The organism is Methanoplanus limicola DSM 2279 (assembly GCF_000243255.1).
In the GTDB taxonomy this organism is placed as follows: Archaea; Halobacteriota; Methanomicrobia; order Methanomicrobiales; family Methanomicrobiaceae; genus Methanoplanus; species Methanoplanus limicola.
This window is the reverse complement of the sequence record NZ_CM001436.1, coordinates 1,712,525-1,725,832: the sequence shown is the minus strand read 5'-3', so window position 1 is coordinate 1,725,832 and position 13,308 is coordinate 1,712,525. Positions and strand designations below refer to the sequence as shown.

General features: G+C 40.2%; 15 protein-coding genes. 7 read left to right on the top strand and 8 right to left on the bottom strand.

Annotated features, from left to right (window positions below; all coding sequences use genetic code 11):
- Positions 1 to 4: 4 nt before the first annotated feature.
- Both METLIM_RS08270 and cbiQ read left to right on the top strand, forming a co-directional pair.
- Complete coding sequence (locus tag METLIM_RS08270) at positions 5 to 838, top strand: ATP-binding cassette domain-containing protein (RefSeq protein ID WP_004077574.1); 834 nt, start codon at positions 5 to 7, stop codon at positions 836 to 838.
- Positions 835 to 1,653 carry a cobalt ECF transporter T component CbiQ gene (cbiQ, locus tag METLIM_RS08265; protein WP_004077572.1) on the top strand — a complete coding sequence of 273 codons (819 nt, stop codon included), beginning with the start codon at positions 835 to 837 and terminating at the stop codon, positions 1,651 to 1,653. The genes METLIM_RS08270 and cbiQ overlap by 4 nt, the downstream gene beginning before the upstream one ends.
- A 56-nt stretch (positions 1,654 to 1,709) precedes the next feature.
- Here cbiQ and METLIM_RS08260 read toward each other — a convergent pair whose 3' ends face one another.
- From METLIM_RS08260 to METLIM_RS08250, 3 genes are read right to left on the bottom strand one after another with little or no spacing between them, the layout of a single operon-like run.
- Positions 1,710 to 2,270, bottom strand: a complete 561-nt coding sequence (locus METLIM_RS08260; RefSeq protein WP_004077571.1) for a manganese efflux pump MntP — start codon at positions 2,268 to 2,270, stop codon at positions 1,710 to 1,712.
- A 17-nt stretch (positions 2,271 to 2,287) separates the two neighbouring features.
- Positions 2,288 to 2,560, bottom strand: coding sequence for a DUF1894 domain-containing protein (locus METLIM_RS08255; RefSeq protein WP_004077569.1), 273 nt, complete (start codon positions 2,558 to 2,560; stop codon positions 2,288 to 2,290).
- A complete protein-coding gene (locus tag METLIM_RS08250; RefSeq protein WP_004077567.1) occupies positions 2,548 to 3,018 on the bottom strand; it encodes a DUF1890 domain-containing protein in 471 nt (156 codons plus the stop codon). The genes METLIM_RS08255 and METLIM_RS08250 overlap by 13 nt, the downstream gene beginning before the upstream one ends.
- 114 nt (positions 3,019 to 3,132) lie before the next feature.
- Between METLIM_RS08250 and METLIM_RS08245 the strand changes: the two genes are divergently transcribed.
- A complete protein-coding gene (locus METLIM_RS08245; protein WP_004077564.1) occupies positions 3,133 to 3,555 on the top strand; it encodes a GNAT family N-acetyltransferase in 423 nt (140 codons plus the stop codon).
- An 8-nt stretch (positions 3,556 to 3,563) separates the two neighbouring features.
- Positions 3,564 to 4,478: a DUF2156 domain-containing protein gene (locus METLIM_RS08240; RefSeq protein ID WP_004077563.1), complete on the top strand. Its 915-nt coding sequence runs from the start codon at positions 3,564 to 3,566 to the stop codon at positions 4,476 to 4,478.
- A gap of 4 nt (positions 4,479 to 4,482) precedes the next feature.
- Here the strand turns inward: METLIM_RS08240 and METLIM_RS08235 are convergent, their stop codons facing one another.
- From METLIM_RS08235 to METLIM_RS08220, 4 genes are all read right to left on the bottom strand, one after another.
- On the bottom strand, positions 4,483 to 5,646 hold the full coding sequence (locus METLIM_RS08235; RefSeq protein ID WP_004077558.1) for an aconitase X catalytic domain-containing protein: 1,164 nt from the start codon (positions 5,644 to 5,646) through the stop codon (positions 4,483 to 4,485).
- Positions 5,647 to 5,651: 5 nt separating this feature from the next.
- Positions 5,652 to 6,893: a UbiD family decarboxylase gene (locus tag METLIM_RS08230; protein WP_004077556.1), complete on the bottom strand. Its 1,242-nt coding sequence runs from the start codon at positions 6,891 to 6,893 to the stop codon at positions 5,652 to 5,654.
- Complete coding sequence (locus tag METLIM_RS08225; protein ID WP_004077551.1) at positions 6,893 to 7,438, bottom strand: UbiX family flavin prenyltransferase; 546 nt, start codon at positions 7,436 to 7,438, stop codon at positions 6,893 to 6,895. The genes METLIM_RS08230 and METLIM_RS08225 overlap by 1 nt, the downstream gene beginning before the upstream one ends.
- Before the next feature lie 160 nt (positions 7,439 to 7,598).
- Positions 7,599 to 8,804 (bottom strand): HD domain-containing protein, encoded by a 1,206-nt coding sequence (locus tag METLIM_RS08220; RefSeq protein WP_004077548.1) that lies wholly within the window; start codon positions 8,802 to 8,804, stop codon positions 7,599 to 7,601.
- A gap of 394 nt (positions 8,805 to 9,198) precedes the next feature.
- Here METLIM_RS08220 and cofD point away from each other — a divergent pair, with 394 nt between their 5' ends.
- The 3 genes from cofD to METLIM_RS08205 are packed head-to-tail and all read left to right on the top strand — an operon-like array spanning position 9,199 to position 12,113.
- A complete protein-coding gene (cofD, locus tag METLIM_RS08215) occupies positions 9,199 to 10,104 on the top strand; it encodes a 2-phospho-L-lactate transferase (RefSeq protein ID WP_157202265.1) in 906 nt (301 codons plus the stop codon).
- 42 nt (positions 10,105 to 10,146) lie between these two features.
- Complete coding sequence (locus METLIM_RS08210; protein WP_004077543.1) at positions 10,147 to 11,142, top strand: DUF7544 domain-containing protein; 996 nt, start codon at positions 10,147 to 10,149, stop codon at positions 11,140 to 11,142.
- A gap of 44 nt (positions 11,143 to 11,186) precedes the next feature.
- Entirely contained in the window at positions 11,187 to 12,113 is a 927-nt protein-coding gene (locus METLIM_RS08205) for a 2-phospho-L-lactate transferase CofD family protein (protein ID WP_004077541.1), read from the top strand.
- On the opposite strand, the gene METLIM_RS08200 is transcribed toward METLIM_RS08205, so the two are convergent.
- Positions 12,054 to 13,220, bottom strand: a complete 1,167-nt coding sequence (locus METLIM_RS08200) for a hypothetical protein (protein ID WP_157202264.1) — start codon at positions 13,218 to 13,220, stop codon at positions 12,054 to 12,056. The two genes, METLIM_RS08205 and METLIM_RS08200, sit on opposite strands and share 60 nt — an antisense overlap.
- Positions 13,221 to 13,308 lie beyond the last annotated feature (88 nt).

Below are 13,308 nucleotides of genomic sequence, written 5' to 3'. Positions count from 1 at the left end.
AAAAATGCATATTCTTGAAACAAGGGATCTGTCATATTCTTATAACTCTTCAATAAAGGCACTTAATAATATTAATTTCATTGCCGGAAGAAAACAGAAGATTGGTATCATTGGTTCAAACGGAGCGGGAAAAAGTACTTTGTTCAGGCATTTTAATGGTATATTAAAACCTGAGTCCGGAGAAGTACTTATCAGGGGAGAACATATCTCCAAATCAAATATAAAAGAGATCAGAAAATTAGTAGGAATCGTTTTTCAGAATTCAGATGATCAGGTCTTTTCACCAACGGTTGAGGAAGATGTTGCATTTGGGCCTACAAATCTTGGTCTTGATGATGATACTGTAAGCCACCGTGTTGATGAGGCACTGAGAATATTATCAATTGAACATTTAAGAGAGAGGCCGCCGCATCAACTGAGCGGCGGTGAGAAAAAAAGGGTTGCTATTGCAGGAATTTTAGCTATGGAACCACAGGTTCTGATACTTGATGAACCAACAGCAGGGCTTGATCCAAAAGGTGTAAATGATCTCCTTGAATTTCTTAATATCCTGCCTGAAAAATACGGCATGACTGTTATCTTCTCAACTCACCATGTTGATCTTGTAGCTGAAATTGCGGATTACATATATGTAATGGATGATGGCAGAATTGTTGCAGAAGGAACTGTTGAAGAGATCTTTCTAAAGCAGGAACTCCTTACTGAAATCGGACTTGATGTCCCCGTAATCCCAAAACTTATCAATTCACTGCAGAAAAAAGGAATTGATATTGATATGGCATTTTCATATAAGGAATGTGAAAAAGTCCTGACAGAGGCCTTTGAGAGAATAAAATGATCGAAGAATTATTTAATATCGAGAAGATGGCCGCCGGAACAAGTCCTGTGCACAGACTTGACTCAAGAGTTAAAATAATTCTTGCATTCTCTGTAATAATTGCTATGGTTGCCTATCCTTACAGCAGGGATGTTTTCTACCCGGGAATTGCTTTTTTCCTTATATTCATATCATTATGGTTTATTTCAGGACTTACGGTCAAATCCTACTTAAAAAGACTTATAATGGTACTTCCGTTTGGGATATTCATCATAGTATTCCAGATCTTTTTTAAGAACAGTTATTACGGGACATTTACGCCGGTCATAGATCTTCCCTTAGGCATCTATATATATGCAGAATCAATAGAATTCGCATCAATACTTCTTGTTAAATTTCTGATATGCATATCATTTATAATTCTTCTCTCATCAACAACAACTATGCAGGATATTTTAAAAGGTGCCAGGAGGCTTGGCCTTCCTCCGGAATTTGCCCTTGTAATAGGTCTTATGATAAGATATCTCTTTGTTTTTGCTGAAATCTATAATAAAATTAAAAATGTCTTTGAAACAAGATGTTTCAATGCCTTTGACTGGAATCTGCCACACAAATACAGGCTCAGAGTTCTTTCTTATGCAATCGGGACATTATTATTAAGATCATATGAACAGGGAGAAAGAACCTACCTGAGTATGCTTTGCAGAGGATATTCAAAGGATACATATGTCCATTTAAAAAAGAAGAGCCTGAAAAAGACCGAATTGCTCCTTGTGGCAGGTTCATTGCTCATTGTGGTATTAATTCCGGCAGTCACATATTTTGTACTAAACTGATAAATCAAATTTTTGAAGTTTGAGGGGATAATTTCTTGCCAATTCCCAATATGAGCTCAAAAAAAACCTTCAGCAAATATTTTGGCTCCAATTCCTATAAGAACAAGCCCGCCGATAATTTCTGCCTTTTTCCCTATAAGATCACGGAATTTTTCACCAAAAACAACACCGGTAAATGAAAACAGTAAGGTCACAACACCTATTATAACAATCGGAATCAGAATCGGTTCATTCAGAAATGCAAACGTAAACCCTACTGCAAGGGCGTCAATACTTGTTGCAATACCTAATATTAAGAGAATTGTGCCATTTGTAACATCTCTCTCTTCATCTTCCTCAGATTCTGATAAACCTTCATAAATCATCTTCAGACCAATTGCTGACAGCAGAATAAAAGCAATCCAGTGGTCCCATGCGTCAACCAAATCAGCAAAACCTGTCCCCAAAGTCCACCCGATAACCGGCATTAAAGCCTGGAATAATCCAAAAACCAATGCCATAATAAGGGCTGTCCTTATTTTGGATTCCTTCGGAACTTTTACACCGGCTGAGATGGAAACTGCAAAGGCGTCCATTGCAAGTCCGGTTGCAATAAGTAATACGGAAATTAAGTTCATAAAAATAGCTAAAAATATTATTTTTTCCTGAGTTTATTTATCTCATCACGGGCCTCTTTTACCCTTACCAGGAATGTCCCGTGACAGGGTTTTGTATATGGAAAGATTACAGCATCCCCGTCAATTCCAATTTTTATTGGAGGAACTCCTATGATATAAACATCAAATATTTTGTAACCGGGAGGAACTTCGTAATATTCCTTTATATTTTTTTCAACATATTCACGCGCTTCCTTAAAACTGGAATTCCTCTGTATAACTTCATATGGAAGTTTCTCTAAGCATCCCATTTTATTCCACTCTCCATTGCATTTATCAGCGGTTTTGGGTTATGTTCTGCTCTTCCGGATATGACAGAACATTCAAAATTAATTCCTTCCTTAAGTGATTCAATCTCTTTTCCGAATATTACAGGAATTACTACCCCTCCATTCAGTATTATATTCATAGAAGCTGCGTAAGAAAGACCTGAATCATTATGGACAAATACAAAGCATAAAGAGAACTCCTGCCTCTTTTCAACAAGATCGCCAATCATTTTGTCCAGATCATGCAGTTCATCAATATAGTGCTTTTCAGGATCAGCATATTTCATCAGCATTCTTGCAGCAGGATTTGCTGCAATTACAGGTCTAATGCCAGCATTTCTCAGTTTATACGCAAGATACATTGCGGCGGCAGTCTGTGTGGGCACCTGCGGACACCCAAGCACAAGCAATGCTTTTTGATGGTCTCTTATCTCAATCATTGTTACACCGGAGTAAGTACATAGATATTCATTATATTACAAATATCATTGCAAATAATTCCTGGAATATTGATGACCAGATTAATATTTGTAATGAGGAAATAACTAAACTAAATGTCTGAAGATGAACGGATTGATATAATATTTGTAAAGGAATGGAATACATCTGAAATAATAGAACTATACAGACAGGGAAACTGGTGGAATGAAGAATGGAACAAAGAAGGTATTGCACCACTTATCTCGGGAAGTTTTATATTTGCAGTTGCGTACTCTGTAAAACTTGATAAGGCTGTAGGCATGGGAAGAGTTATTTCAGATGGTGCTTCAGACGGATATATCCAGGACCTTGTAATCCTGAAAGAATACAGGGGTATGGGACTTGGAAAAAAAATCCTGAAATCTCTTGTTGATGAATCGGTTAAAAGAGGCCTTTCATGGATTGGTCTGATTGCAGAACCGGAGACAGAAGATTTTTACCGTACGGAAGGGTTTGAAATAATGAAAGGGCATCTTCCGATGATATACACAGGATGATAAATAATATGCTTAAATTTGAAGATTTTAAACCTATAACTCTAAATGACATTGGGATAATTAAAGAACACCAGATAAATTACCCTCCTGTTCACAGTGATAATTCATTTACAAATATGTTCTGCTGGAATGATTATGCTGCTTACAGATATCTGATGGTGGAAGATTCTTTAATCATTATTAGTACAATCGAGGGCGTGCATTCCGTAAGAGGGCCATTCGGATCTGAGAATACTGATCTTTTTTTGAAAACCGTAAATCTGGCCGCTGAAATCGGCGGGGAATATGCCTACCAGATTTTTGATGTCAAAACCAGGGAGAAATTCTCAAGAATATTTCCGGATGCAAAAATGAACCCTGACAGGGATTTTTTCGATTATATATACAAAACATCGGATCTAAAAGATCTTCCCGGAAAAAAATATCTCACAATCAGAAAGCACCTTAATAAATTCAGAAATAAATGCAGATATACAATTGAGAGTATAACGGAAGAGAACCTCTACGAAGTGGAGGATTTTCTTATCAGGTGGTGTGAATGGAAGGAGTGTAGCAAGACAAAGGTTTTTGGCTACGAGAAAGACGCAGCCGTTTCTTCGGTTAAGAATTTTGTAAAACTTGGTCTTTCGGGCCTGATAATAAGAGTTGAAGATAATATCTCGGCCATATCCATATTTGAAGAACTTAATACGGATACAGCTATCGTTCATTTTGAAAAAGGACTTCCCGACTGTCAGGGTAATTACAAAGGCATCAACAATGAAACTGCAAAAGTGCTGTCAGACAGATATGAATTTATCAACCGTGAATCAGACCTTGGACTGTCCGGACTTAGAGATGCCAAGATACGTTATCACCCCTGCAGCTTTGCAGAAGTACATTATGTAAAAGCAGAGGATCTGATAAAAGTTATAGATTTATAGTAATCTATTCCCTGAGTGCCTCTGAAACGCACTCTTCAACAGATCCTATTTTTGCAGTTGCTCCGCACATATTCGGAACATATGCGAATGCTTTTCCGGAATCAACCATTATCCTCTCAAATTTGTCCATTGCAGGTGAAACAACTATGCAGGTGTCACTTATCACCTTTGCGCCGCTCTTCTCAATTTTTGAGACATATTTCCGGTTCGAATCCATTACTCCTTCTGCAACAAAGATGTAGAACGGTTTTTTAACAGTTTTGCCGTCCAGAAGATCTGAAAGTTTCATAAGTTCGTCAGGAGAGCAGTGCGGGCAGCCAACTGCAACCGCATCGACTCCTTCATCATTAAACAGGGCTTCGATCTCACTCTGTTCAATGATAATTTTTTCAGGTGGTTCTTCAGCAAAAGTCGGCAGTTTTGTCTCAGGAGTTATGCCTTTTACATGATAAAGGGCAACAGCACCGCTTGCAGCCATTGCAGCGCCAAGCGCCTTTAGCTGGTCCCTTGATGGCCGGATATTTGTGAATAATGGTATTTTTTTGCCTACCTTACTTCCGGTGAGGTATCCGATAGCACCATAGTGGTGTGCATGGATATTGTCTCCGCCTTCAACCTCAACTGCAATCTCGGGCATCCTGTTTTTGAATATATGGAGGCCGTAATTTGGAGTTTTGCCTATCATCGCCGCCGCAAGGGCGGAGGGTCCGCCTTCCCTGTTTGTCCTTGCACCAATGACTGAGTTTGCATAAGATACGGCTGATGACTCAGACCATGCAAGATGGTCACCGTAATTTGTGATATTAAGATAATATGGTGTACATGTACACTCCATCTTAATTCCAAGCCTTTTGTAGGCATTAATTACTTTATTCTGGTTATCAGCAAATTCACGCGGAATATCTATATTCTGCCAGCCCTCTCTGGGCATGCCGATAGGGTTTAAGACCGAAGGGACAACTACACGTGCATCAAGATTGTTAAGCCATTCAAGCCCCCATTTCCCTATTGTCTTATATGATGCCCCGCTGACCTGAGCACTTGATATTGGTATTAAATTCTCTGCATTGAAGACCTTGCCCAAAGCCACAAGAATCTCCATCATCTTCTGTCTTGTCTCACCATACTCTCCGGTAAGAACTTTCTCATCTTCACTGTCAAGATACATTTTATTCAGTCCCACTCTGCCCGTATAAATTCGTCTTTCTTTCCCATCTCCATTGTAGCATCCACTCCAATCTTCACATTCAGACCGTCGCCAATCCTTGACGGATCAAGTGAAGAACCTCTGACGCCTGGGATTATCATCAGGTCACGGTCTCCCCTGACACGGGTTGCAATTGCATATTCAACATCCTCCATATTCCGGATATCAATATCCTCATCAACAACCACAACATGCTTAAGGGAGGTATGTGCTGCAAATGCAGCCATAACTGCATTTTTGCCGTCTCCTTCGGTATTTTTGCGTATCTTCACAACCCCGTGAAGGTAACCGCATCCTCCGGTTGTGAGCAGCACATCCCTGACAGTTGTGACTCCTGCAACCGTCCTGTAGATCTTAGGTTCATATGGCATTCCCATAAGGAGTTTATGCTCGTTTCCTGCCGGAAGTATGCCATGATAAATTGGATCGTTTTTAACATGCATTCCGGTTATTTCAATTACAGGCGCAGACCTTACAGGATCGTATGTTCCTGTTATGTCAACAAAAGGCCCCTCGTCTGTCATATCTTTCCCTATAAATCCCTCAAGGACAATCTCGGCATCAGGGACTAAAACCCCGTTTGAGCACTCATAGACATCCAGACTGCCTCCCATAAGTTCAGCTGCGAAATTAAGTTCCTTATTCTCCGGAACCCTTGTGCAGGATGCAAATGTGACTGCCGGATGTGTACCTATTGTTATTGCAATGGGAAGTTTTTCTCCGTTTTCAAGAGCCTTTTTAAGAAGTGTATGGGTATGCCTGCCTTCGACAAGTCTTGCTGCAAGATGTTTTTCATCAAGGACCAGCATTCTGTGAATAGATGCGTTCCTGACACCGCCATATTCGGAGAATACAACTGCTGATGTGAGATATCGGCCTGCATCGAGAGGAAAATGCTTCATTATCGGAATTGAGAATAAATTTGGGGGGTGCATGTAGTGTCTTCCCTTATAATTAACTTCTCCGGAATATTCTGCTTTTGAGAGATTTTCTACAAGTTCATCCTCATTATATCCGAGTGCCAGGGCTATTGCTTTTCTTGATGCCGTAACATTCATTACACTTCTGTAGCTGCCGTCAAGTTTATGGAAAAAAACCAGCTTGTCTGTGCCGGCAGCAATTTTAGGAGCCTCATATACAGAGGAGACTTCCTCTTCAATATCTATAACAAGGTCGTTTTCCCTCATCTTTTCTATAAAATTTCGCATTAATTACCACTCCATCTCTCTGAAATACTGTGTTTTACACCGAGGTGATCGAGAACTCTGGCAACAACCATATCTATAAGGTCATCAATTGTTTTTGGTTTTAAGTAAAAACCCGGACTTATAACCATTATTGTTGCTCCGGCACCGTCAAGCTCAGCCATATTTCTGAGGTGTATTCCTGAAAGGGGCATCTCCCTTGGCATAAGGATGCACTTTCTGCCTTCCTTTAAGCATACATCTGCCGCTCTTGTGATCAGGTTGTCACTAAAACCTGAATTTATTGCTGCAAGTGTCTTCATGCTGCATGGTATGATAACCATTGCATCGTACCTGAAAGAACCGCTTGCGATATCTGCAAACATATCCTTTTCAGCTACATATATGCCGTCAAATCCGGATAGATCAACTTCTTCATAATCAGCAATCTTCTTTGCCATATCTGATATTATAATATGCACTTCCGCCAGAGGCGTGAGCACCTCAAGAAGCCGTCTTGCATAAATTATTCCGCTTGCACCTGTGACAGCGACAACATATTTTTTCATAATTCTCCTTTAAGTCCGGGTTGGTTATTATATCGATTTAAAATATTATTAAAATATCTGGATTTAATGAATGATATTATCAGCGTGTGCAAATCTGCCTTGTTGGCAGGCTGTTATAGTTAATACCTGTTATTCCTCATGACCGCCCCTAAATTTTCTGTCAGAGATTGAGTTTATCCTGCCGGGTTGGTTTGCGTATATCAAGGACATCGCAGGCTGCATCTTCTACACTTTTTCTGTATTCTTCCGGAGTATATATTCCTATTCTCCACTGGCTTTTTCTTGTTTCATTTAATGTATTTACAAGGGGAGATAAGTCTTCCAGTGAAGTTAATGCTGCACCTTCACCCACATTGACATCAATATTCATAAACGATGGTCTTGACGGAATATCGACCAGTATTTTATCATCATCAAGTCCGCAGGCCTCACAGATCGCTTTTTTTATACCGGATTCATCACCAAGTTCTATCATTTTAGTCACTGATGAATATCTTAGCTGTTCTATCCCTGCATAGATTGATCTTTTGTACAGTCGCCTGACTGAGAGTCTTTCCATAAGTTCCCTTGCAAAATCAGAATCTGAAGTGGAGACTTCCATCATAAATGCAGGATCATTTAACGAAAAGAGCCTCTCTGCTTCAGAAGTTCCTATGTTCAGAAGGTGTGCTTCTGCCGCCGCCTTTACCATTGCTTCGGCAATTCTGCTCACATGATGGTAATATACAGCAGGCCTCATTAGAGTTCTTGCAATGAGAAGGGATTCTGCTGCATTAATACCGCTCTTTTTCAGTACAAGCCCTTTTTCAGAGATAATAGTACTGTGAATAAGCCGCTGTGCATCAACTGTCCCGTAAGGCACTCCGGAGTAATGGGCGTCCCTCAGGAGATAGTCCATTCGGTCAACATCAAGTTCACCATGGATAATTCCGGCGTAATTATGCTCACCGCCGATTATTGAGTATAACTCATCCGGAGATATCTCCGACTGTTCAAAAAGAACCGCAAGTTCACCCTTTTTCAGATGTGACCTGATTTCGTGGTGCTGCCTTCCGATATACTTTTCCATCAGTGATTCTGTAGCATGGGAGAAAGGACCGTGCCCAATGTCGTGCAGGAGCCCGGCAAGGGATACAAGAGTTGTGTCATGCGCAGAGAGCATAAGATTCTTTGCCATAACACCTGCAAGATGCATGGTGCCGAGTGAATGTTCAAAACGGGTGTGGTTTGCACCTGGGTAAACGAGATGAGAAAATCCAAGTTGTTTTACATATCTGAGCCTCTGAACGGCAGATGAATCCAGGAAAGGGAGAATTTCGCCGGGGACTTCAACATAACCATGAACAGGATCTTTAATAAATTTCATATTCCAGATTCAGTTTAAGAGTGAATTACAGAGACATATAATACCTGCGGAAAATTCAGGTAATATTTTTTTGAAATTTGGTGAATATAACCGGATTCAACGATAAATTAATTAAAAATCCTCCTATGAAAAACTTTGATTTTTCATCCATCCTCTGTGAATCCGCAGACTCATGTGTGACTATTTTAATTGTAGGCAGTATATGCATTTGAGTCTGATTAAAAATTCTGCTATTATTTTGATTAATCAGGTTCAGAGAAATAATATCCTGAATCTGAACCTTCAGTCATCTCTTCATCAGCCTTCATTTTCCCGTCACAATATGATAATTTAAAGATAGTACAGACTACAAACAATCATTTCAATGAATAAGTGCAATGATAACCTTAGCTCAATGAAGATCTGTTTCCTGTCCGGAGGTACAGGCACTCCAAAACTGATCAGGGGTTTTAGAAATCACGTTGATGATGAAAATATCTCGGTTATTGTAAATACAGCCGAGGATATGTGGATTTACGGAAGCCACCTGTCACCCGATATTGACACTGTTATGTACCTCTTTGCCGGAATTTTAAACACTGATTTATGGTGGGGCATTAAAGGGGATACAACAGTTACAAATGATTATTTAAAAGATCTCGGCGAGGATATCTACCTGACACTTGGTGACCGTGACCGTGCAGTGAATATAGCAAGAGGGAGGATGCTAAATGAAGGATATTCTCTCACAAAGTCCACAGAAATCCTCTCTAAAAAGCTTGGCGTAAAAGCAAAGGTTCTCCCGATGACAGATTCGGAGGTAACTACATATATCAAATCAGAAGAAGGACTGATTCATTTCCAGGAGTTCTGGGTCCGTCATAAAGGTAAGGTTAAAATTGAAGAGGTTGTAAGGGATTATTCCGGTGCATCTGCAACCACAGAAGCACTGGATTCTATCAAAAACGCAGATGCTGTAATTCTTGGCCCTTCCAATCCTGTTACAAGTATATCTCCTATTCTGGAGTGTGCAGGAATAAGAGAAGCCTTAGTAAATAAGTTTGTAATCGCAGTCAGCCCGTTTATAGGGGATGCACCGATAAGCGGGCCTGCAAAGGAGCTTATGGAAGCCTGGGGGCTGGCCCCTGATTCAGCCGCCACCTCTGCCCTGTATAAAGAATTTACAGATGTATTTGTCCAGGATATAAGGGATGAAATCCCGGTTGAAAAATCCCGTAGATTTGATACTCTTATGCTGAATGAAGAGATCAGCAGAGAACTTGCCGGTTCCCTTATTGAAATCATCAGGGAAAAAAAATGACCCATCAATTTATATGAGGGTTAATACATTTTTTTACCATCTATGACTGAATATTTCGCATTTTCAAAGATAGATTCTGCACTTGACAAAACAAAGGCAGTATTATGGCCATTTAACCTGGGCATATGGCTCAGGCTGGCATTAATTTCCTTATTTGCAGGCGGAATTACGGCAATAAATCCATTCCAGTTTACAGGCGGTTCTTCAGATATGAGTGATTTCAATACTGTAATGCCAGCCATGGGTGGATTTCCTGACCTGACAGTGGTATTACTTATAATACTTGCACTTGTTATCCTGTTCCTGATATTTGGCTATCTGTCATCCGTATTCCAGTTTATTTTTGTGGACTGCCTGAGAACAAAGGAATTCAGAATAAGGCAGTACTTCAGTGAAAGAGTAGGAAAAGGTGCAAGGCTATTTGGATTTGACCTTGCAGTAAGTTTAATTTTGATACTGCTGGTTGCTGTGGCAATGATAGCACTGATTGCCGGCTTTATGGGTGCAGGCGGTGGTGCAATGAATATCATGTTCTTCTTTACCATGATGCTTGCGATAATTATCATTGCAATTCCAGTAGCTCTTTTATTCATGCTTACCATTGATTTTGTAGTTCCTATTATGATAGCAAAGGACTGTGGAGTTATTGAAGGATGGAAAGAATGCTGGAATGTGATGAAAAGGGGATGGCTTCAGGTTATAATTTACATAATTATGAAATTTATCCTGTCAGTTGTTATTATGATAATAATGGTAATTATAGCAGTGATTGCAGCTATAATCATCGGAGTGCCGTTCCTTCTTGCATTCATAGCGACAATCGGATTATCCTCAGGTGCATTGCTTTCTCCGCTGGCAGTTATTCTCCTGATTGCCTATATTATCATACTAATACCGGTTGTCCTGATTATCAGTGTCCCGTTTGTGACATATATCAGAATGTATTCACTTGAAGTGCTCGGCGCAATGGCACCTGAATATTCAATGACAGATTACCCGGATGAAATTATTGCAGCAACAGATCATTCTGAAGAATAATCTGCATACTTTTTTTAAAAGGCAGACTAATTATCTCCACCCAGATGATCACAATAATTTCCGGTGGAAAATACTCCTTAAGACTCATATCAGGTCTGCGATCTTTTCTCAATGACAATGAAATAGCAGTAATCTCAAATACATCTGATTCCTTTAAGATGAGCGGCGGAATTGTATCCCATGATATTGACAACCTCCTTTTTCTCTTCTCCGGAATATTAAATACAAACACATGGACCGGAATTGCGGGGGACACTTACTCCACAAATAAATTCCTGGAACGGTTAAACCATCCGGAATATTATGAGACAGGTGACCGTGAAAGGGGACTTCAGATTGCAAGAGCTGAGATGATAAGTTTGGGCCTGAAAATGACGGAGATCACAGGGGAGTTTTGCCAGGATTTGGGTATCACAGCCACAATAATTCCTGCAACAGACAGAAATATTTCTGCAGTTATAAAAACCGGAGAGATATCATATTCTCCTGTGGAATACAGAAACCACATTAACACCGGAGAATTGAACCCCTGCTCAGCCGAATCAGTTATGATTCAGTCCGGTGGCGTACCCTATGCGGCGCCTGAGGCTATAAAAGCCCTTATTTCTTCAGACTTTGTAATCATTGGTCCGGGTGATTATGCCACTTCAGTTCTTCCCGTTCTCGCATGCAGGGGGATTGTTACGGCACTTAAATCAGCCAAAGTTATCTCTCTTCTGCCGCGTATGCCTGTAAATTATCCAAATTGCAGAGAATCAACCATGTATGATAATACTGTGGCCCTCTGCCGTAGATTTTCAGATATAATTATTCAGGATATAAAAGAGGAGACCGATATTCCCGGCACAATGAAAATTCATGCCAGTACTGGTTCCAAAGGGAAAAATGAATCCCTTGCATGGGATATAATGTCAATTGGAAGAGGCATAGGAAGATATTCCAAAGAGAAAGTCCGCCATACTTTTCAATAGTTCAATAAATTTTCCGGAGAGCTGAAGGAAACTGTCAATACTTACTTCTGAGTGGATAAGTTCATCAATATCTCCTGACTCCGACAGATTCCCTGATATGCCACCTAAGACTGAATTAATTGCAGATGATGTTTCAGAAACCGGTTCTGTGATCTCAGTAACCGGGATGCCGGTCATTTCCTGCCATATAATATCATCGGTACCTGATGGACTGAACGCGAGAGAATCACCTGCATAGCTGTATGCCTCATCTGCCCTTTCTTCTGCCTGAAGGGCATAATTTTCCGCTTCAGCATAGAGCCCGGAACTGTACTTGTCCTGAGCGAGAATGAGCAGAGTTTTTGCATTATCATTATATGATTTTATCATCAGAATTTTGTCATCTGAGCCGGAGCTACCAGCTGACACTGATGAAATTATTTTATCCAGTGAAGCCGTCTTTTCTTCTGTAGTCTGAATGCAGTGGAGTGCACCATGTCTTTCAAGGAGTGCATGAGCATCAGTGATATCTGACTTTGCTGATGATATCAGCTGAGACGCTGCACCTGCATCAGAAACCTTTGCCGCCTCAACAGAAGAGAAGGCAGAGATATATTTTTCATATGCCGTTGTTGTATTCACTCCGGAAATTCTGTCAGTATCGATGGCTGTCTTCAGAACCGAAAGTTCATATTCTGCATCTGAAATCCCGGATAACACATCTGAAGGATTTACAAAATTAATTCTGATGACCTCTTCATCATCAGGATTCCCGCCGCCGTCATAATATGAAACAGTAAGAAGATCATGCTCTCCCGAACTTAAGACATCAGGTACAGTGCCTTTTAACTCAGCCTCAATATAATTATTGTATGTCTTTGGGTAGTAGAGTTCAAAACCGGTTATAGTTTCATAACGTCCGTGCCGTACAGGAAGATCATGCCTGACACCGTCAATTACAATGCAGAACTGCCATTTTGGTTCGAGAAGATCGGTATAAAATTCAATTGATTCAGCATCGGAGTCAAAGTTATATTCGATTGTATAATGTGCATATACTTCTTCTCCGGGTCCCGCGCTGAATTCAGGAACTGTGTAACCCCACATATCAATTCCGTCATCTGCCATTACACCCGGAATAATGAGTAAAATTATCAGAATTCCGGATAAAATGCTGTATCTCATTAAAGTTGGGATTTTAAACATATTAAGATCT

Bases quoted from the DNA above. Each gene is read 5' to 3' on its own strand.
- METLIM_RS08270 (WP_004077574.1), top strand. From the start codon at position 5: ATGCATATTCTTGAAACAAGGGATCTGTCATATTCTTATAACTCTTCA.
- cbiQ (WP_004077572.1), top strand. From the start codon at position 835: ATGATCGAAGAATTATTTAATATCGAGAAGATGGCCGCCGGAACAAGT.
- METLIM_RS08260 (WP_004077571.1), bottom strand. From the start codon at position 2,270: ATGAACTTAATTTCCGTATTACTTATTGCAACCGGACTTGCAATGGAC.
- METLIM_RS08255 (WP_004077569.1), bottom strand. From the start codon at position 2,560: ATGGGATGCTTAGAGAAACTTCCATATGAAGTTATACAGAGGAATTCC.
- METLIM_RS08250 (WP_004077567.1), bottom strand. From the start codon at position 3,018: ATGATTGAGATAAGAGACCATCAAAAAGCATTGCTTGTGCTTGGGTGT.
- METLIM_RS08245 (WP_004077564.1), top strand. From the start codon at position 3,133: ATGTCTGAAGATGAACGGATTGATATAATATTTGTAAAGGAATGGAAT.
- METLIM_RS08240 (WP_004077563.1), top strand. From the start codon at position 3,564: ATGCTTAAATTTGAAGATTTTAAACCTATAACTCTAAATGACATTGGG.
- METLIM_RS08235 (WP_004077558.1), bottom strand. From the start codon at position 5,646: ATGTATCTTGACAGTGAAGATGAGAAAGTTCTTACCGGAGAGTATGGT.
- METLIM_RS08230 (WP_004077556.1), bottom strand. From the start codon at position 6,893: ATGCGAAATTTTATAGAAAAGATGAGGGAAAACGACCTTGTTATAGAT.
- METLIM_RS08225 (WP_004077551.1), bottom strand. From the start codon at position 7,438: ATGAAAAAATATGTTGTCGCTGTCACAGGTGCAAGCGGAATAATTTAT.
- METLIM_RS08220 (WP_004077548.1), bottom strand. From the start codon at position 8,804: ATGAAATTTATTAAAGATCCTGTTCATGGTTATGTTGAAGTCCCCGGC.
- cofD (WP_157202265.1), top strand. From the start codon at position 9,199: ATGAAGATCTGTTTCCTGTCCGGAGGTACAGGCACTCCAAAACTGATC.
- METLIM_RS08210 (WP_004077543.1), top strand. From the start codon at position 10,147: ATGACTGAATATTTCGCATTTTCAAAGATAGATTCTGCACTTGACAAA.
- METLIM_RS08205 (WP_004077541.1), top strand. From the start codon at position 11,187: ATGATCACAATAATTTCCGGTGGAAAATACTCCTTAAGACTCATATCA.
- METLIM_RS08200 (WP_157202264.1), bottom strand. From the start codon at position 13,220: ATGGCAGATGACGGAATTGATATGTGGGGTTACACAGTTCCTGAATTC.